Source organism: Umezawaea tangerina, assembly GCF_003002815.1.
In the GTDB taxonomy this organism is placed as follows: domain Bacteria; phylum Actinomycetota; class Actinomycetes; order Mycobacteriales; family Pseudonocardiaceae; genus Umezawaea; species Umezawaea tangerina.
The window spans coordinates 87,876-106,142 of sequence record NZ_PVTF01000024.1 but is presented as its reverse complement, the minus strand read 5'-3'; the positions used below and the strand labels follow the sequence as shown (position 1 = coordinate 106,142).

Genomic DNA, 18,267 nt, shown 5'->3' with positions numbered 1-18,267 from the left:
CCGCCCTAGACCTTCACGTCCCGGTAGTAGCGCAGCGCGCCGGGGTGCAGCGGGATGGGCGTGGTCTCGATGGCGGAGCGGATCTCGATGGACCGCGCGGCCAGGCTGGCCGCCTCCAGGCGTGGCTGCGCCTCGATCAGGCCGCGCACCAGGGCTTCGGCGGCGTCGTCGCTCATGGCGTCGGTGACCAGCAGGAAGTTGCGCACGACCAGGGTGGTGATCGGCTCGTCCTGGCCGGGCAGGTTGTACGCCGAGGCGGGCAGCTCCGCCGACCCGTAGACGGGGAAGTCGGCGCGCAGCTTGGTCAGGACGTCGCTCAGGTCGAGCATGGTCACCTTGACCGACTGCGCGAGCTGGGTGACCTGCGCGGTCGGCAGGCCCCCGGACCAGATGAACGCGTCCAGGTTGCCCGCGAGCATCGCGGCGCTCGCGTCGTTGAGGTCGAGGTGCTGCACCCGCAGGTCGGCGTCCGGCGAGATGCCCGCCGACTTCAGCAGCCGGTCCGCGATCAGCCGCACGCCCGACGTGGACGACCCGATCGACACCCGCAGGCCCTTGAGGTCGGCCAGCCGGTTCACCTTCAGGTCCGCGCGGACGACCACCTGGAGGTAGTCGTCGTGCATCCGGGCCAGCGCGTACAGCTTGTGCTGCCCCGGCGTGCCCGCCGCCTCCTCGGCCGCGTCCGCCTGCGAGAACCCGACGTTGGCCTGCCCGGTCCGCAGCCGCCCCAGGTTGTCCACCGACCCGTTGGTCGACACCACCTGCGGGTGCTCGATCCCCAGCTGCTCGGTCCAGGCGTCCGCCAACGCCATGCTCAGCCGGTTGTAGACACCCTTCTCGACGCCCGACGCCATGGTCAGCTTCAGCGCGGACAGGTCGTTCCCGCAGGCGCTCAGCGCCATGGCCGCCAGGGCCAACACGGCCCCAGCGGCGTGTACTCGTCGCACCGTTCCCGACACCTGCGCATCGTGTCATGTTCGCGCTCTACCCTGAACCCGACGGAAGGATGGGTGCAGTGACCCGCAGTTACCAGATCCGCACGTTCGGGTGCCAGATGAACGTGCACGACTCCGAGCGCCTCGCCGGCCTGCTGGAGGACGCCGGGTACGCGGCCGCCACCGGGGACGTCGCGCCGGATGTCGTCGTGTTCAACACCTGCGCGGTCCGGGAGAACGCCGACAACAAGCTGTACGGCACGCTGGGGCACCTCGCGCCCGCGAAGACGGCCAACCCGGACATGCAGATCGCCGTCGGCGGCTGCCTGGCCCAGAAGGACCAGAAGGAGATCGTCCGCCGCGCGCCGTGGGTGGACGTGGTGTTCGGCACCCACAACCTGGGGTCGCTGCCGGTGCTGCTCGAACGCGCCCGGCACAACCAGGAGGCGCAGGTCGAGCTGCTGGACTCGCTGGAGACCTTCCCGTCGACCCTGCCCGCCAAGCGCGACTCGGCCTACTCGGGCTGGGTGTCGGTGTCGGTGGGCTGCAACAACACGTGCACGTTCTGCATCGTGCCGTCGCTGCGCGGCAAGGAGAAGGACCGCCGTCCCGGCGACGTGCTCGCCGAGGTCCAGGCCCTGGTGGACCAGGGCGTGCTGGAGGTGACGCTGCTCGGGCAGAACGTCAACTCCTACGGCGTCGAGTTCGGCGACCGGCTGGCGTTCGGGAAGCTGCTGCGCGCCACCGGGGCGATCGACGGGCTGGAGCGGGTGCGGTTCACCTCGCCGCACCCGAAGGACTTCACCGACGACGTGATCGCGGCGATGGCCGAGACGCCGAACGTGTGCCACTCGCTGCACATGCCGCTCCAGTCCGGCTCGGACCGGCTGCTCAAGGAGATGCGCCGCTCGTACCGCTCGGCGAAGTACCTGTCGATCCTGGACAAGGTGCGCGAGGCCATGCCGGACGCGGCCATCACCACCGACATCATCGTGGGCTTCCCCGGCGAGACCGAGGAGGACTTCCAGGCGACTCTCGACGTCGTCCGCCAGTCCCGGTTCACCAACGCGTTCACGTTCCAGTACTCCAAGCGCCCCGGCACGCCCGCCGCGTCGCTGCCCGACCAGCTGCCGAAGAAGGTCGTGCAGGAGCGGTTCGACCGGCTGGTCGAGCTGCAGGAGGCCATGGCCCTGGAGCTCAACCAGGAGCAGGTCGGCCGCCGGATCGAGGTGCTGGTCGCGACCGGCGAGGGCAAGCGCGACACCGAGACGCGCAGGCTCAGCGGCCGGGCCCGCGACGGCAGGCTGGTGCACTTCACGCCCGGCGACGCGGCCGTGCGGCCCGGTGACGTGGTCGAGACCGTGGTCACCTACGGCGCGCCGCACTACGTGGTCGCCGACGGCCCGCTGATCAGCCACCGGCGCACGAGGGCCGGTGACATGTCCGAGGCGGGCCTCAAGCCGAAGACACCCGGCATCACGCTCGGCCTGCCGTCGTTCGGCGCCCCCGAGCCCCTGCCCGCCGCGGTCGGCGGGTGCGCCGTCCAGTGAGCGGTGAGTCCGAGGACCTGTCCCGGCTGCGGGACGAGATCGACCAGGTGGGCAAGTCGGCGGCCAAGCGCGTCGACCCCGGCGCGGGCGCGCTGCTCATCGCCGTCGCGGTGTTCGCGCTGCTCGTCGCCGAGCTGCTGCCGTGGGCGGGGGAGGCGCGCGGCTGGCACATCCTGCTCGGCCAGATCCCCGACGGGGTGAGGGTCGGCGCGCTGCCGAGGCTGTTCGCCTTCGCCGCCGTGGTCGCCGGCGTGCTGCTGTCCGCGCTCGGCCTGCTGCTGCGGCAGTGGGTGGTGGTGTGGTTCTGCGCGCTCGGCTGCTTCGCGGGCTCGGTCATCGGCGTGCTGTCCATCTGGATGCAGCAGACGACGACCAGCCACGCACCCGGTCCCGGACCGGGGCCGGGGCTGATCGTCGCGGTGCTGGCCATGCTCGTCCTGCTGGTGCGGTGGCTGAAGCTGGCGGCGTCCCGACCGGGGCTGTGACCGACCTCCTGGCGGACTACGACCGCCCCGACCGGGGTGTCGCGGTCGTGGTCCGCCACCGGGACGGCTCGGTGACCTCGACGACCCGCGGCCACGCCCGGCCGGGCGAGCCGTTCACCGCGGACACCGTGTCCTACTGCGCGTCGGTGTCCAAGCAGATGGTGGGCGTGTGCGCCGCGCTCCTCGACGTCGACACCGAGGCTTCCGTGCGGCACTGGCTGCCGGACCTGCCCAGGTGGGCCGACGGCGTCCGCCTGCGCCATCTCCTGCACCACACCGGCGGGCTGCCCGACGACGCCGAGCTCCAGGAGCGCATGCCGTTCGGGTGGGACAGCCCCTCGGTCCTGCGGGCGTTGGCCGAGTGCCCCGAGCCGCGCTTCCCGCCCGGCGCCGAGCACCGCTACGACAACGCGGGCTACATCTGCCTCGCGGCCGTGCTGGAACGGGTCTCCGGCACCCCGTTCGCCGACCTGGCCCGGCAGCTGCTGTTCGAGCCGCTGGGCATGCGGCGCACCCGGTTCGCCGCCGACGCCGTCCCCGCGGAGGCCGCTCCGGCCAACCCCGACGGCGACGGCCCGTGGCCTCGACCGCTGAGCCTGGGCGACGGCGGGGCGTGGAGCACCGCCGGGGACCTGCTGCGCTGGAACGACGCGCTGATGCCCGGCGGCCACTTCGACGGGCGCGTCCGGACGCTGGTGCACACCCCCGGCCACCTCGACGACGGCACGCCGCTGGACTACGCCTGGGGCGTGGGCGTCACCCGGTCCGACGGGGTGCTGGTGCACGGCCACGGCGGCAGCTGGCCGGGCTGGACGGCCAGGGTCGTGCGGGTGCCGGAGCTCGGCGTCTCGGTCGCGGCGCTGGCCAACGTCGACGACGTGCCGGCCCTGGTCGCCCTGACCGACCAAGCACGACGGGGGCTCTCAGCGCGCTGAGAGCCCCCGTCGTGGTGGACCGGCTAGCGGGTGGCGACGGCCGCCTCGGCCGCGGACAGCCACTCGCGCCACTGCTTCGCCTGCGCCTCGGCCTGCTCGGCACGACGCTTGTCGCCCGCCGACCGAGCCTTCTCGGCCTGGGCCTCGAACTGCTCGACGCGCTCGCGGAACTGGGCCACGCGGGCCTCGGCCTCGGGGTCGGACCGGCGCCACTGGGCGTCGACCGCGCCGCGGACCTTCTCCTCGATGGCGCGCAGCTTGCCCTCCAGCTCGCGGACCCGCTCCCTCGGCACCTTGCCGATCGCGTCCCAGCGCTCCTGGATCTTGTACAGCTGGTTGCGCGCGGCCTCGAGGTCGCTGCCCGGGTCGATGGCCTCGGCCTCGGCGAGCAGGGCCTCCTTGAGCTGCGCGTTGGTGCCGAACTCCGCGTCGCGCTCGTTGAACGCCTCGGAGCGGCGCGCGAAGAACGCGTCCTGGGCGGCGCGGAAGCGCTGCCACAGCACGTCGTCGGCCTCCTTGGGCGCCCGGCCCGCGCTCTTCCACTCGACCATGAGGTCCTTGTACCGACCGGCGGTCGGACCCCAGTCGTCGGACTGGACGAGCTTCTCCGCCTCCTCCACGAGCTCCTGCTTGCGGTTCTTCGCCACGCCGCGCTGCCGGTCGAGGTCCGCGAAGTGCGAGCCCCGGCGCCGGTTGAACGCGTCGCGCGCCTTGGAGAACCGCCGCCACAGCTGCTCGTCGGTCTTGCGGTCGACGCCGCGGATGGTCTTCCACTCGTCGAGGATCTGCCGCAGCCGGTCGCCCGTGGTCTTCCACTGGGTCGACTCGTTGGCCAGCGTCTCGGCCTCCTCGACGAGCTCCTGCTTGCGCGCCACGGACTGGGTGCGGGCGGCCTCCTTGGCCGTCTTCGCCTTCTCCAGGCCCTCCTCGGCCTTGGCCAGCACGTGGTCGACGCGCTTGGCCAACGACTCCAGGTCGCCCACGACGGCGGCGTCCTTGAGGGTCTCGCGCACGTGCTTGGCGCTCGTCAGGGCGTGCTTCGGGTCGCCCGCGCCGGAGGACAGCCGCGCGACCAGCAGCTCGACCTCGGTGCGCAGGTCGTCGAACCGGCGCGCGAAGTGCGCGAGGCCCTCGGCGGGCTCGCCCGCCTGCCACGACCCCACGACGCGCTCGCCGTCGGCGGTCTTCACGTAGACCGTCCCGTCCGCGTCCACACGTCCCCAGCGGTCAGGGTGGTCCGACGCCACGGGGACCGGCGGAGCGGCCACCGGGGCGCTCTCCTGCTTCGTTCCCTCGACCACCGTTGTCGTGCCGCCACTGTCACCAGTGGTCTCCGGTGTCGTCTCGTGCTCCGTCATCGCCGGCTTCCTCCTCGCCTGCCCACTTCGTGGTGCCCGTGCCAACCACGGGCGCCCCGCCACCGGCGGGGCCCAGCACCGGGTACCTGGTTCCGCCTCATCGTCCCCAGTACCCCGCGCGCATTCAAACAGGTCAGAGCTCAGCCCGGTACTGCGGTCTCGAAGATGGGTACCGTGACGAGCTGTGATCCTCCGCCTCGCGATCCTGCCGCACGCGCCGCTGCTCGTGCCCGAGTTGGTCGGAGGAGCCGCCGACGAGACCGAACCGTTGCGCGCGGCGTGCGTCGCGGCGGCGCGGGAGCTGGCGGACAGCTCACCCCACTGGGTGGCGATCGCGGGCGATCCGTCCGGTCCGCGCACCATCGGCCCGGACATCTCCGGGACGTTCCGCGGATACGGCGTCGATGTTCCGGTCGCCCTTTCGGCCGTCGAGTCCTCTTCGGACCCCGGCCTGCCGCTGGCCGCCCTCGCGGCGGGCTGGCTGCGGGCGCGGGCGGGCGCGCTCGACGTCCGGGTCGAGCTCGTCCACCCCGACCTGCCGACCGCCGACTGCCTCGCGGTGGGCAAGCGCCTCGCCGACGAGCCGGAGGTCGGCTTCCTCGTGCTCGGCACCGGCTCGCACCGGCACGGCGACGCGTCGGTCGGCCGCCCCGACGACCGCGCCGGGCCGTTCGACGACGGCGTGCGCGCGGCGCTGGCCGCCGCCGACCCTGAGGCGCTGCTGGCGCTGGACCCCTGGCTGGCGGCCGAGCTGGGCGCGGACGGCCGGGCCGCCTGGCAGGTGCTCGCCGGGCTCGCCGAGGCCACCGGGCCGTGGCGGTGCACCCGCTCGGAGCTGCTCGTGCCGTACGGCGTCGGCTACCACGTGGCCGTCTGGGAAACTGGGGTGTGACCGTCCCCGTAGCCGTCGTCGGCCCCACCGCCACGGGCAAGTCCGACCTCGCCGTGACCCTCGCCCTGCGACTGGGCGGCGAGGTCGTCAACGCCGACGCGATGCAGCTCTACCGGGGCATGGACATCGGCACGGCGAAGGTCACCGAGGCCGAGCGCCGCGGCGTCCCGCACCACCTGCTCGACGTGCTCGACGTGACCGAGACCGCGTCCGTGGCCGCCTACCAGCAGCACACCCGCGGGGTGGTCGAGGACCTGCTGGCGGCCGGGCGCACCCCGGTCCTCGTCGGCGGCTCCGGGCTGTACGTCCAGGCCGTGCTCGACGACCTCAGGTTCCCCGGCACCGACGAGGGCATCCGCGCCCGGCTGGAGGAGGAGCTGGCCGTGGTCGGCGGCCCCGCGCTGCACGAGCGGCTGGCCGTGCTCGACCCGGCCGCCGCGCTGGCGATCCTGCCCGGCAACGTCCGCCGCGTCGTGCGCGCGCTGGAGGTCATCGAGCTGACCGGCGAGCCGTTCTCGGCGAACCTGCCCAAGCCGGGGCCCGCCCGCTACGGCACCGTGGTCGTGGGCCTGGACCGGGAGGTGGCCGAGCTGGACGGGCGGGTCGACCTCCGGGTGCGGCGGATGTTCGAGGCCGGGCTCGTCGACGAGGTCCGCGCCCTGGAGGCCGTCGGGCTGCGTGAGGGCAGGACGGCGGCGCGCGCTCTGGGCTACCAGCAGGTGCTCGCGGCGTTCGACGGCGACGGGGACCTCGCGGTGGCCGTCGAGGAGACCGCGCGGGCCACCCGGCGATTCGTCCGGCGGCAGCGGTCCTGGTTCCGCCGCGACCGGCGGGTCACCTGGTTCGACGCGGGCCGTCCCGACCTGGTCGGGGACGTGCTGGCGCTGGTCGGCAAGTAGCCTGGTGCGCGTGGGTGGAGTGGAGTTCCTCAAGGGGCACGGCACCGAGAACGACTTCGTGCTGCTGCCCGATCCGGACGGCGTGCTGGACCTGACCGAGGCGCGCGTGCGGGCGCTGTGCGACCGGCGGCGCGGCCTCGGCGCGGACGGCGTGCTGCGCGTCGTGCGGCCGGCTGCGTCCGATGTCGCCTCGGCGGCGAGCCCCTGGTTCATGGACTACCGCAACGCGGACGGCTCGATCGCGGAGATGTGCGGCAACGGCGTGCGGGTGTTCGCGCACTACCTCGTCGAGGCCGGGTTGGTGCCCGCGGGCGAGTTCGTCGTCGGCACCCGCGGGGGTGACAAGCCCGTCGTCGTGCACCCGGACGGCGGCGTGACCGTGGACATGGGCCCGGCGCGGATCACCGGCGAGTCCACCACGAAGACCGACGGCGTCGAGTTCACCGGCGTCGGTGTCGACGTGGGCAACCCGCACCTGGCGTGCGTGACCGACGTGCCCGTCGCGACCCTCGACCTCACCGAGCAGCCGCACTTCGACCCCGCGGTGTTCCCGAACGGCGTCAACCTGGAGTTCGTCAACGTCCTGCGCGACGGCGCCCTCCGGATGCGCGTGCACGAGCGCGGCGTGGGGGAGACCCGGTCCTGCGGCACCGGCACCGTCGCCGCGGTCGCCTCGTGGCTGCACGGCACCGGCCGGAGCACCGGCCGGGCCACCGTGGACGTTCCCGGCGGGCAGGTCACCGTCGTCGTCGGCGAGCGGACCGCCACCCTCACCGGCCCGGCCGTGCTCGTCGCGCGCGGCGAGCTCGACCAGGCCTGGTGGGACGCCCTCTAGCTACTCGCCGACCTTCACCTGGACGGTCTCCAACCTGCCGACGTGCTGCTTGCCCACCACGTCGGGGTCCGACGTGGGCGCGGTGCAGACGACCAGCGTGTTGCCGACCAGGCCGACGGCGTAGGTGAGCTGGCTGGTCTCGACGCGGTCGGTGATCGCGCCGCCCTCGACGACCCGCACGACGACGGGCTGCAGGGCGGTGGCCACCCAGACACCACCCTCGGAGTCCACGCAGATCCCGTCCGGCGCGATCATCTGGCCGCGCAGGTCGGCCCACACGCGCCGGTTGGACAGCGACCCGTCCTCGGCGACGTCGAACGCGGTCAGCCGGAACGCGGTCGTCTCGGCCACGAGCAGCGAACCGTCGGGCAGCAGCACCGTGCCGTTGGGGAAGTGCATGTCGGTCGCGGCCACGCTGGTCGTGCCGTCCGGCTCGACGAGCGCGAGCGACGTGCTCGGCGACACGTAGTCGGGGGCCAGGACGGCCTCGATGCCCTCGTCGTTGATCGTCTTGTGCAGGTCGAACCCGAAGTTGCCGACGTAGGCGCGGCCGCGGGCGTCGACCAGCATGTCGTTGGTGTGGTACCCGGCGATGTCGACCAGGTCCGCGTGCAGCGAGAGGACGCCGTTCGGCTCCAGCCTGCGCACCGTGCGGTCCAGCATCGACACCACGAGCAGCCTGCCGTCGGGCAGCCAGCCCAGGCCCGAGGGCTGTCCGGGCAGCGAGCAGACGACCTGCTTCTCCCCGGTCTCGAGGTCCACCGTGAAGACGGCCTTCTCGTAGAAGTCGGAGATGTAGAACCTGCCGTCCGGACCGTGCCGAGGCGCTTCGCCGAAGTGGAGTCCGTCGAGGAGAACGGTGGTGTCAGCCATGGTCGGAGACGGTAGTCGCTCGGTCGCGCGCCGTCCGCAGAGGTGAGAGCAGAACCCAGACGACGGCGAGGACTTGCCCGATCATGCCGATCCAGAGCGTGGTGCGCAGGCCGACCCAACCGCCCAGGACGCCTCCGACGAGGCCGCCGAGCGGGATCGTGCCCCACACCAGGAACCGGATGCTGGCGTTCATCCGGCCGAGCAGGTGGTCCGGGCACACGGTCTGCCGGAAGCTGACCTGGCTGACGTTGTAGACGGTCGCCCCGCAGGTCGCGATCGCCACGCCCACCATGGCCAGTCCGACCCGCCAACCGTCCGCCACCAGCGGCAGCAGCAGGCCGAACGGCTGGGTGACCAGCATCGACAGCCAGATCACCCGCGTCTGGCCCAGTCGCCGGTTCCACCGGTTCGCCGAGACCGCGCCGAGCACTCCGCCCACGCCGCCCGCGCTGAGCAGCACGCCGACCACGCCCTCGGACAGGCCGATGTCGCGGATCAGGAACAGGATCAGCACGGCCATCTCCAGGCCCGCGAAGAGGTTCGACGTGCCGGTGCAGCCCACGATGGCCCGCAGCGACCGGTTGCCGACCACGAACCGCAGGCCCTCGGCGATGTCGGTGCGCAGCGAGCGGCCCCCGTGCGGTCGTGGAGGGGGCTCGACGCCCTTGATCCGCCACAGGAACAGCGCCGAGCCCAGGTAGCCGACCCCGGTGGCGAGGACGCCGTTCGCGGCGCCGATCGCCTGGGCGACGCCACCGGCCAGCGCGGGCCCCGAGACGTCGGCGACCGACTGGCTGGCCTGGAGCTTCGAGTTGCCCTCGACCAGGTGCTCCCGGCCGATCAGCGACGGCAGGTACGACTGGTAGGCGACGTCGAAGAACACCGTGCACACGCCGACCAGCAGCGCGACCACGACGAGCTGCGCCAGCGTCAGCACCCCGAGCCACCAGGCGAGCGGCACGGACAGCATCAGTCCGGCCCGCAGCAGGTCGGTGGAGATCATCAGCGGCCGTCGGCGCACCCGGTCGACCCACACGCCCGCGGGCAGGCCGATCAGCAGGAACGCGGCCGTGCCCGCCGCGCTGAGCACGCCCATCTCCCAGGGCGACGCGGCCAGCGTGGTCGCCGCGAGCAGCGGGAGGACGGTTCGCCCGATCGAGGAGCCGAACTGGCTGACGGTGTCGCCAGCCCAGAGGAGCCGGAAGTCCCGGTGCGTCCGGAGAGCCATGCGACGAGTGTCGCCGAAGTGATTGGAAACAGTCAATCACTTATGCTGGTCGGGTGCAGAGGCGAAGAGCCACCCCCGAGGAAGCCGCCGCGCTGGCGTCCGCCGTCCGGCTGCGGATCATCCGGTTGACCTACCGGGACGCGCTGACCAACAAGGAGATCGCCGAACGGCTGGACAAGGACCCGGCCACGACCCTGCACCACGTCCGCAAGCTGGTGGCCACCGGTTTCCTCGAAGCCCAGCCCGCCCGCTCCGGCAACCGGGGAGCGAAGGAGATCCCGTACCTGTCGACCGGCCTGTCCTGGCGGCTGGACGACGTCGGGCTGTCGTCGGGCACCGCGGAGGCGATCCTCCAGGCCTACCTCGGCGAGGTCGCCGACGTCGGCCCCACCGCGTTGGAGCAGACCAGGCTCATCGTCAAGATCGATCCAGCGGAACTAAAGCGGCGCCTCTACTCGTTGATGGAGGAGCTAGCCGCCCACCCCGTCGACCCCGAGGCGCCCGGCACAGCCATCTACCTGGCCGTGTACCCCGGTGGTTAACCACTCGGCCGAGTGGGCGCTCCGTGGGACAATGAAGGGCAAATGACGGAAAACACGCTGAACACCGACACCACCGACTGGGCCGACGAGGACGAGAACATGTCCACGGGCGACCTCGCACTCGCCGACCGCGCGGCACTGCGCCGCGTCGCCGGGCTCTCCACCGAACTCGAGGACGTCACCGAGGTCGAGTACCGGCAGCTCCGCCTGGAGCGGGTGGTGCTCGTCGGCGTGTGGACCGAGGGGACGGCGCAGGACTCCGAGGCGTCGATGGCCGAGCTGAAGCTGCTCGCCGAGACCGCCGGTTCCGAGGTCCTCGAAGGGCTCGTGCAGCGCCGCGACAAGCCGGACCCGGCCACCTACATCGGCTCGGGCAAGGTCGCCGAGCTGCGCGACGTCGTGATCTCCTCGGGCGCGGACACGGTCATCTGCGACGGTGAGCTCTCGCCCGGCCAGCTGCGGCAGCTGGAGGAGAAGCTCAAGGTCAAGGTGGTCGACCGGACCGCGCTGATCCTGGACATCTTCGCCCAGCACGCGAGCTCGCGGGAGGGCAAGGCGCAGGTCGAGCTGGCCCAGCTCCAGTACATGATGCCGAGGCTGCGCGGCTGGGGTGAGTCGCTGTCCCGGCAGGGCGGTGGCGCGGGTGGTTCCGGCGGTGGCGGCGTGGGCACGCGCGGTCCCGGTGAGACCAAGCTCGAGACCGACCGCCGCCGCATCCGGTCCCGCATCGCCAAGCTGCGCCGCGAGATCGCCGGGATGAGCACGACCCGCGACACCAAGCGCGGGCGCAGGCACTCCGCCGAGGTGCCCAGCGTGGCCATCGCGGGGTACACGAACGCGGGCAAGTCCAGCCTCCTCAACGCCCTGACCGGCGCCGGTGTCCTGGTGGAGAACGCGCTGTTCGCCACCCTGGACCCGACGACCAGGCGCAGCGAGACCCCGGAGGGCCTGCCGTACACGCTGACCGACACGGTCGGCTTCGTCCGCCACCTCCCGCACCAGCTCGTCGAGGCGTTCCGCTCCACGCTGGAGGAGGTCGCCGAGGCCGATCTGGTCGTGCACGTGGTCGACGGCTCCGACGGCATGCCGGAGTCGCAGGTCAAGGCCGTGCGCGAGGTCATCGCGGACATCGGCGAGAAGCGCGACGACCCGATGCCCGCCGAGCTGCTGGTGGTGAACAAGACCGACGCCGTCGGCGACCTGGTGATCGCCCGGCTGCGCCACCTGTTCCCCGGCGCGCAGTTCGTCTCCGCGCACACCGGCGAGGGCATCGCGGAGCTGCGGGAGCGCATCGCGCAGCTCATCCCGCGGCCCGAGGTCACCGTCGAGGCCCTCGTGCCGTACGCGCGGGGCGAGATCGTGGCCAGGATCCACCGGGAGGGCGAGGTCCTCTCGGAGAAGCACACGGAGGAGGGCACCGAGCTCAGCGCCCGCGTCCACCCCACGCTCGCCGCACTGCTGGAGCAGTACGCGGTCGGAAGCCACGCCTGAACGTGCGCGTTCCGCTCGTCGCAGGACTGCTCCTGCTCGTCACGGCCGGGTCCGCCCACGCGGACCCGGCCGTTCCCGTCGCGCTGTGCACCGTGACCGACCAGCGCCTGGAGGAGCTGTCGGGGCTCGCCTCCGACGGCGACCGGCTGTTCGCCGTCAACGACAGCGACGACGGCGGGATCGCCGTCCAGGTCGTCGGCCGCGACTGCGAGGTCCGGGACACCATCACCGTCGCGGTGAACCCGTTCGACGTGGAGGACCTGGCGCTCGCCCCGGACGGCGCGCTGTGGCTGGCCGACACCGGCGACAACAACCGCACCCGCGAGACGGTCGCGCTGCACGTCGTGTCGCAGGCGGGGGACTCCGCGCTGTACCGGCTGACCTACCCGGACGGGAAGCACGACGCCGAGGCGATCCTCCTGGACGGCAAGGGCGTGCCGTACGTCGTCACCAAGGAGCCGATCGGGTCGGCGCTGGTCTACCGGCCCGCCGGGCCGCTGGTGGACGGCGCGACCGTGCCGATGGAGAAGGTCGCGTCGGTGTCCATCAAGGGGACCGACACGCCCGGTGGGCCGTTGCAGAGCTCCGTCGTCACCAGGGTGGTGACCGGCGGGGCGGTGTCGCGGGACGGCAAGGTGATCGCCTTGCGGACCTACACCGACGCCTACCTCTACCCGATGCCCGACGGCGACGTCGTGGCCGCGCTGAAGGCCGACCCGGTGCGGATCCCGTTGCCGAACGAGGCGCAGGGGGAGGCGATCGCGTTCGACCCGGACGGGACGCTGCTGTCCGGGTCCGAGTTCGGCAAGGACACCTCGTCGACCATCACCGCGGTGGCCGGGGCGGCGGCGCTGGCCGCGCCCCCACCGCCCCCGTCGTCCAGCACCCCGGCTCCCGCGCCCACCGGCACCTCCGCCGCGCCCGTGGTCGCCGCGGAGTCGACCCCGCTGTGGCCCGTGGTCGGGTTCGGGGTGGTCGCGCTGGTGCTGGTCGGCGCGTTCGTGCGCCGGTCGCGGCGCAGGGCCTGAACACGCGGATCGGGTGCCTCCCGAGGGAGGCACCCGATCCGGACGCGGAGTTCTGTCAGAGCCTGCGCAGCACGGCCACGACCTTGCCGAGGATGCTGGCCTCGTCGCCCAGGATCGGCTCGTAGGCCGGGTTGTGCGGCATCAGCCACACGTGGTCGTCGCGCCGCTTGAACGTCTTCACGGTCGCCTCGCCGTCGATCATCGCCGCGACCACGTCGCCGTTGTCGGCGGTCGGCTGCTGGCGGATCACGACCCAGTCGCCGTCGGTGATGGCGGCGTCGATCATCGAGTCGCCGACCACCTTCAGCAGGAACAGCTCGCCCTCGCCCACGATCTCGCGCGGGAGCGGGAACACGTCCTCGATGGACTCCTCGGCGAGGATCGGCCCACCGGCGGCGATCCGGCCCACCATCGGCACGTAGGCGGGCGTCGGCTTGTGGCTCGGGTCCATCCCGGCGTCGATCTCCGTCGGCAGCACGCCGACAGCTCGCGGCCTGTTCGGGTCCCGGCGCAGGAAGCCCTTGCGCTCCAGGGCCCGCAGCTGGTGCGCGACGGACGAGGTGGAGGTGAGGCCCACGGCCTCGCCGATCTCGCGGACGCTGGGCGGGTACCCGAACCGGTCCAGCCAGTCGCGGATCACGTCGAGCACCTTGCGCTGCCGCAGCGTCAGGCCCGCGTTGCCCGCGATGTCCGTCTGCTGCTTGGGAAGGACGGGGTCACCTGCCGCGGTGGCCAGGTCCTCGATGATCTTGCGCGCCACGGTGCTTCCTCCTCACCGGTCCCGATCGCCCAGGCCGGATATCCGTCGATCTTCACGTTCGACGGTAGTCGCACTTGATGTCCAGATCAAACACCTGTTCGAAGTAATAGTCGGCGTGTCCTCGATATTCGAGGCCCGAAGTGGTAGACATTCGCACGGACGTTCGATCGAACCTGTGTTCGATCTTGTTCGGTTGACCTGCGATGGAGGGTGTCATGGCGGTGCTGATCGGGACCCGGTCCGGCTTCGAGCTGGTGGACGCGGACGACCTCCAGGACGTCTCGTCCGAACGTGGACTCCGACCCGGTCCGCGCGTCCTCCGGCGCTTCGACGTCGGCGACGGCCGCAGGCCCGCCTCGCGGACCAAGACCCTCTCCGTCCCTGCTACGCCGGACGCGATCGAGTGCGGTCCTGAGCGCCGCGAGCGCGGTTCCGCCCTCCGGCTGGTCGGCGCCTGCGTCCTGGCGGTCGTGCTCGCCGCCTGCCTGGGGCTGCTCTACCTGTACGCGTCGGGCGCGACGAGCGTCCCCGAACGGACGGGCGTCGCGTACGTCCAAGTGGGTGAGACCCTGCACGACGTCGCCGTGCGCTCCGCCCCGAACAGCGATCCGGACGCCGTCGTCGAGCGCATCCGGGAACTCAACCGGTTGGCCGACTCCGAGGTCCTCCCCGGACAGTCCCTGGTCGTCCCGCAGGGCGTGGTGGAACCCGCTCCGTAGTCGTCCGATCGCGCTCGTGGACGGACCGCTCGTTCCGTCGAACGGGGGGTGTGTCTGAGTTGCCTCGCGTCGACTTGTCGCATAGGTTCACCCCTACATCTAGTGGTTGTACCGACGAAGTCAGTCCACAGGTTGTGGGTAACCCGGTTCCTGGGGCTGATGCGGTAGGTGCTGCCCTGAGAAGGGGTGAGTTGGGGTGCGGTGCCCGTTTTGCCGGAATTCGGAATCTCGCGTGGTGGACTCCCGCGAGGCCGATGAAGGGCAGGTCATCAGGCGCAGGCGCTCCTGCTCGGCGTGCAGCCGCCGGTTCACCACCGTAGAGGAAGCGGTCCTCGCGGTCGTGAAGCGGTCCGGCGTGACCGAGCCGTTCAGCCGGGACAAGGTCGTCACCGGTGTCCGCAGGGCGTGTCAAGGCCGTCCCGTGGACGAGGACGCGTTCCAGCAGCTCGCCCAGCGGGTCGAGGAGTCCATCCGCTCGACGGGCAGCGCGGAGATCCCCAGCCACGAGGTGGGACTGGCGATCCTCGGACCCTTACGGGAGCTCGACGAGGTCGCCTACCTCAGGTTCGCCAGCGTTTACAGGTCCTTCTCGTCCGTCGAGGACTTCGAGAAGGAGATTTCGGATCTTCGTACGGCGCGGGTAGACGAACCGCGTTCGTAGGGCACCACTCGCACGCAGACCGCATCGGACGGGCTCTCCGGACGCTGGGCCGTGCACGTATTTTTCTTGAGCACATAGGGAGAGACCGGGCATGACGGAGACCGTCAGCGGCGCAGGCAAGAAGACAGCCGCGCGCAACGGCAGTGGGGACAAGCGGGGGGCCGCTCTGAAGGTGCGCCGGGTCTACACGACCGAGGGCAAGCACCCCTACGACGAGGTGACCTGGGAGCACCGCGACGTCGTCATGACGAACTGGCGCGACGGCACGGTCAACTTCGAGCAGCGCGGCGTCGAGTTCCCGGCCTCGTGGTCGCTCAACTCCACGAACATCGTGACGAGCAAGTACTTCCGCGGCGCCGTCGGCAGCCCGCAGCGGGAGACCAGCCTGCGCCAGCTCATCGACCGCGTCGTGAAGACGTACGTGGCCGCGGGCGTCAAGCACGGCTACTTCGCCACCGAGGCCGACTCGGTGGTCTTCGAGCACGAGCTCACCTACATGCTCCTGCACCAGGTGTTCAGCTTCAACTCGCCGGTGTGGTTCAACGTGGGCACCAGCTCGCCGCAGCAGGTCAGCGCGTGCTTCATCCTCGCCGTCGACGACACGATGGAGTCGATCCTCAACTGGTACCGCGAGGAGGGCCTGATCTTCAAGGGCGGCTCCGGTGCCGGCCTGAACCTCTCCCGCATCCGGTCGTCCAAGGAGCTGCTGTCCTCCGGCGGCACCGCGTCCGGCCCGGTCTCCTTCATGCGCGGCGCCGACGCGTCCGCGGGCACCATCAAGTCCGGTGGCGCCACCCGCCGCGCGGCCAAGATGGTCGTCCTCGACGTGGACCACCCCGACGTCGAGGAGTTCATCGAGACGAAGGCGCGCGAGGAGGAGAAGATCCGCGTCCTGCGCGACGGCGGCTTCGACATGGACCTGGGCGGCAAGGACATCGTGTCCGTGCAGTACCAGAACGCCAACAACTCCATCCGCGTCTCGGACGAGTTCATGAACGCCGTCGAGTCCGGCGGCCAGTTCGGCCTGCGCGCCCGCCAGACCGGCGAGGTCATCGAGAAGGTCGACGCCAAGGACCTGTTCCGCAAGCTCGCCAAGGCCGCGTGGGAGTGCGCCGACCCCGGCATCCAGTACGACGGCACGATCAACGACTGGCACACCTGCCCGGAGTCCGGTCGGATCACCGCGTCCAACCCGTGCTCGGAGTACATGCACCTCGACAACTCGAGCTGCAACCTGGCGTCGCTGAACCTGATGAAGTTCCTGCGCGAGGACGGCACGTTCGACGCGGGCACGTTCGCCCAGGCCGTCGAGGTCGTCATCACCGCGATGGACATCTCCATCTGCTTCGCGGACTTCCCGACCGAGCCCATCGGCGACACCACCCGCAAGTTCCGCCAGCTGGGCATCGGCTACGCCAACCTCGGCGCGCTGCTGATGGCCACCGGCCACGCGTACGACTCCGAGGGCGGCCGTTCGCTCGCCGCGTCCATCACCTCGCTGATGAACGGCGTCGCCTACCGGCGTTCGGCCGAGCTCGCGGGCATGGTCGGCGCGTACGAGGGCTACGCCCGCAACGCCGACGCCCACAAGCGCGTCATCCGCAAGCACGCCGCCGCGAACGACTCGATCCGCACGCTCGGCGTCAACGACGGCGCCGTGCACAAGGTCGCGACCCGCGCGTGGCAGGAGGCCATCGAGATCGGCGCCCGCAACGGCTGGCGCAACGCGCAGGCCAGCGTGCTCGCGCCCACCGGCACCATCGGCCTGATGATGGACTGCGACACCACCGGCATCGAGCCCGACCTCGCGCTGATCAAGTTCAAGAAGCTCGTCGGCGGCGGCTCCATGCAGATCGTCAACCAGACGGTGCCGCGCGCCCTGTCCGCCCTGGGCTACCAGGACGAGCAGGTCGAGGCGATCGTCGAGCACATCGCCGAGCACGGCAACGTCGTGGACGCGCCGAGCCTGCGCCCCGAGCACTACGAGGTCTTCGACTGCGCCATGGGCGAGCGCTCCATCGCGCCCATGGGCCACGTGCGGATGATGGCGGCCGTGCAGCCGTTCATCTCCGGCGCGATCTCCAAGACGGTGAACATGCCGGAGAACGCGACGATCGAGGACGTCGAGGAGATCTACTTCCAGGGCTGGAAGATGGGCATCAAGGCCCTCGCGATCTACCGCGACAACTGCAAGGTCGGCCAGCCGCTGTCCGCGGGCAAGGGCGCCAACACCGGTGGCGAGGCCACCTCGTCGGCCGCTCCCAAGGTCGAGACCGTCGTGGAGTACCGCCCGGTCCGCAAGCGCCTGCCGAAGAAGCGCCCCAGCCAGACGGTGTCGTTCACCGTCGGCGGCGCCGAGGGCTACCTGCACGCGGGCTCCTACCCCGACGACGGCCTCGGCGAGATCTTCGTCAAGCTCGGCAAGCAGGGCTCCACGCTCGCGGGCGTGATGGACGCGTTCTCCATGTCCATCTCCGTCGGCCTCCAGTACGGCATCCCGCTGGAGTTCTACATCTCGAAGTTCCAGAACCTCCGCTTCGAGCCCGCGGGCATGACCGACGACCCGGACGTCCGGATCGCCACCAGCGTCCTGGACTACCTGTTCCGCAGGCTCGCCCTGGACTACCTGCCCTACGAGAAGCGCTCCCAGCTCGGCATCTTCACCGCCGACGAGCGCACCGCCACGGTCGCCAACGAGTACGGCGGCGGCGCGGACGTGGACATCGTGGGCCTGCAGACCTCCGTCGACGCCAGCCCCGCGAAGGAGACCAAGCCCAGCAAGCAGGACGTCCGCGTCGGCAGCTCCACCGAGCTGCTCGAACTGCACCTCGGCACCACCGCCGACGCCCCCCTGTGCATGACCTGCGGCACCAAGATGCGCCCCGCAGGCTCTTGCTACCTCTGCGAGGGCTGCGGCAGCACCTCCGGCTGCAGCTAGTACTCCCCACCTGACGAGGGCGGCCCCGATCCGGGGCCGCCCTCGTCGGCGTTCGTCGGGCGGAAGTTCTTGGGAGCGAAGGAAGGGCGGTTCTTCAGGACGCGGCCGTAGTTCGGTCGTGGAGTTCCGGACGGCGCC

At 71.5% G+C, this 18,267-nt stretch carries 17 protein-coding genes; 12 read left to right on the top strand and 5 right to left on the bottom strand.

What is annotated here, in order from left to right:
• Window positions 1–5 precede the first annotated feature (5 nt).
• Window positions 6–947 carry a TAXI family TRAP transporter solute-binding subunit gene (locus tag CLV43_RS45575; protein ID WP_281262211.1) on the bottom strand — a complete coding sequence of 314 codons (942 nt, stop codon included), beginning with the start codon at window positions 945–947 and terminating at the stop codon, window positions 6–8.
• 68 nt (window positions 948–1,015) lie between these two features.
• Here CLV43_RS45575 and miaB point away from each other — a divergent pair, with 68 nt between their 5' ends.
• Genes miaB through CLV43_RS45560 form a run of 3 tightly spaced genes read left to right on the top strand, consistent with a single transcriptional unit; the run spans window position 1,016 to window position 3,905 of the window.
• On the top strand, window positions 1,016–2,485 hold the full coding sequence (gene miaB / locus CLV43_RS45570) for a tRNA (N6-isopentenyl adenosine(37)-C2)-methylthiotransferase MiaB (RefSeq protein WP_211304876.1): 1,470 nt from the start codon (window positions 1,016–1,018) through the stop codon (window positions 2,483–2,485).
• Window positions 2,482–2,970, top strand: coding sequence for an Rv2732c family membrane protein (locus tag CLV43_RS45565; RefSeq protein ID WP_106196796.1), 489 nt, complete (start codon window positions 2,482–2,484; stop codon window positions 2,968–2,970). The genes miaB and CLV43_RS45565 overlap by 4 nt, the downstream gene beginning before the upstream one ends.
• Window positions 2,967–3,905, top strand: a complete 939-nt coding sequence (locus CLV43_RS45560) for a serine hydrolase domain-containing protein (protein ID WP_170156300.1) — start codon at window positions 2,967–2,969, stop codon at window positions 3,903–3,905. The genes CLV43_RS45565 and CLV43_RS45560 overlap by 4 nt, the downstream gene beginning before the upstream one ends.
• A 23-nt stretch (window positions 3,906–3,928) precedes the next feature.
• On the opposite strand, the gene CLV43_RS45555 is transcribed toward CLV43_RS45560, so the two are convergent.
• On the bottom strand, window positions 3,929–5,263 hold the full coding sequence (locus tag CLV43_RS45555) for a DUF349 domain-containing protein (protein WP_106196794.1): 1,335 nt from the start codon (window positions 5,261–5,263) through the stop codon (window positions 3,929–3,931).
• Window positions 5,264–5,447: 184 nt separating this feature from the next.
• On the opposite strand from CLV43_RS45555, the gene CLV43_RS45550 reads away from it, so the two are divergent.
• Genes CLV43_RS45550 through dapF form a run of 3 tightly spaced genes read left to right on the top strand, consistent with a single transcriptional unit; the run spans window position 5,448 to window position 7,889 of the window.
• A complete protein-coding gene (locus CLV43_RS45550) occupies window positions 5,448–6,155 on the top strand; it encodes a class III extradiol ring-cleavage dioxygenase family protein (RefSeq protein ID WP_106196793.1) in 708 nt (235 codons plus the stop codon).
• A complete protein-coding gene (gene miaA, locus CLV43_RS45545; RefSeq protein ID WP_106196792.1) occupies window positions 6,152–7,054 on the top strand; it encodes a tRNA (adenosine(37)-N6)-dimethylallyltransferase MiaA in 903 nt (300 codons plus the stop codon). The genes CLV43_RS45550 and miaA overlap by 4 nt, the downstream gene beginning before the upstream one ends.
• A gap of 10 nt (window positions 7,055–7,064) precedes the next feature.
• Entirely contained in the window at window positions 7,065–7,889 is an 825-nt protein-coding gene (gene dapF, locus CLV43_RS45540) for a diaminopimelate epimerase (protein WP_106196825.1), read from the top strand.
• On the opposite strand, the gene CLV43_RS45535 is transcribed toward dapF, so the two are convergent.
• The gene (locus tag CLV43_RS45535) at window positions 7,890–8,762 is read right to left on the bottom strand and encodes an SMP-30/gluconolactonase/LRE family protein (RefSeq protein ID WP_106196791.1); all 873 of its coding nucleotides are present in this window, start codon (window positions 8,760–8,762) and stop codon (window positions 7,890–7,892) included.
• The gene (locus CLV43_RS45530; RefSeq protein ID WP_106196790.1) at window positions 8,755–9,990 is read right to left on the bottom strand and encodes an MFS transporter; all 1,236 of its coding nucleotides are present in this window, start codon (window positions 9,988–9,990) and stop codon (window positions 8,755–8,757) included. The genes CLV43_RS45535 and CLV43_RS45530 overlap by 8 nt, the downstream gene beginning before the upstream one ends.
• Window positions 9,991–10,043: 53 nt before the next feature.
• On the opposite strand from CLV43_RS45530, the gene CLV43_RS45525 reads away from it, so the two are divergent.
• The 3 genes from CLV43_RS45525 to CLV43_RS45515 are packed head-to-tail and all read left to right on the top strand — an operon-like array spanning window position 10,044 to window position 13,051.
• Window positions 10,044–10,532, top strand: coding sequence for an ArsR/SmtB family transcription factor (locus CLV43_RS45525; protein WP_106196789.1), 489 nt, complete (start codon window positions 10,044–10,046; stop codon window positions 10,530–10,532).
• A gap of 42 nt (window positions 10,533–10,574) precedes the next feature.
• Window positions 10,575–12,023, top strand: a complete 1,449-nt coding sequence (hflX, locus tag CLV43_RS45520) for a GTPase HflX (RefSeq protein WP_106196788.1) — start codon at window positions 10,575–10,577, stop codon at window positions 12,021–12,023.
• Window positions 12,024–12,025: 2 nt separating this feature from the next.
• Window positions 12,026–13,051: a hypothetical protein gene (locus CLV43_RS45515; protein ID WP_245887513.1), complete on the top strand. Its 1,026-nt coding sequence runs from the start codon at window positions 12,026–12,028 to the stop codon at window positions 13,049–13,051.
• Window positions 13,052–13,106: 55 nt separating this feature from the next.
• Here the strand turns inward: CLV43_RS45515 and lexA are convergent, their stop codons facing one another.
• Window positions 13,107–13,739, bottom strand: a complete 633-nt coding sequence (gene lexA, locus CLV43_RS45510) for a transcriptional repressor LexA (protein WP_245887518.1) — start codon at window positions 13,737–13,739, stop codon at window positions 13,107–13,109.
• Window positions 13,740–14,026: 287 nt separating this feature from the next.
• Between lexA and CLV43_RS45505 the strand changes: the two genes are divergently transcribed.
• From CLV43_RS45505 to CLV43_RS45495, 3 genes are all read left to right on the top strand, one after another.
• Window positions 14,027–14,530, top strand: a complete 504-nt coding sequence (locus CLV43_RS45505; RefSeq protein ID WP_146175161.1) for a LysM peptidoglycan-binding domain-containing protein — start codon at window positions 14,027–14,029, stop codon at window positions 14,528–14,530.
• Window positions 14,531–14,726: 196 nt separating this feature from the next.
• The gene (nrdR, locus tag CLV43_RS45500; RefSeq protein WP_106196786.1) at window positions 14,727–15,191 is read left to right on the top strand and encodes a transcriptional regulator NrdR; all 465 of its coding nucleotides are present in this window, start codon (window positions 14,727–14,729) and stop codon (window positions 15,189–15,191) included.
• Window positions 15,192–15,282: 91 nt separating this feature from the next.
• Window positions 15,283–18,129 carry a vitamin B12-dependent ribonucleotide reductase gene (locus CLV43_RS45495; protein WP_106196785.1) on the top strand — a complete coding sequence of 949 codons (2,847 nt, stop codon included), beginning with the start codon at window positions 15,283–15,285 and terminating at the stop codon, window positions 18,127–18,129.
• Window positions 18,130–18,267 lie beyond the last annotated feature (138 nt).

Bases quoted from the DNA above. Each gene is read 5' to 3' on its own strand.
- CLV43_RS45530 (WP_106196790.1), bottom strand. From the start codon at position 9,990: ATGGCTCTCCGGACGCACCGGGACTTCCGGCTCCTCTGGGCTGGCGAC.
- CLV43_RS45495 (WP_106196785.1), top strand. From the start codon at position 15,283: ATGACGGAGACCGTCAGCGGCGCAGGCAAGAAGACAGCCGCGCGCAAC.
- hflX (WP_106196788.1), top strand. From the start codon at position 10,575: ATGACGGAAAACACGCTGAACACCGACACCACCGACTGGGCCGACGAG.
- CLV43_RS45555 (WP_106196794.1), bottom strand. From the start codon at position 5,263: ATGACGGAGCACGAGACGACACCGGAGACCACTGGTGACAGTGGCGGC.
- CLV43_RS45535 (WP_106196791.1), bottom strand. From the start codon at position 8,762: ATGGCTGACACCACCGTTCTCCTCGACGGACTCCACTTCGGCGAAGCG.
- CLV43_RS45505 (WP_146175161.1), top strand. From the start codon at position 14,027: ATGGCGGTGCTGATCGGGACCCGGTCCGGCTTCGAGCTGGTGGACGCG.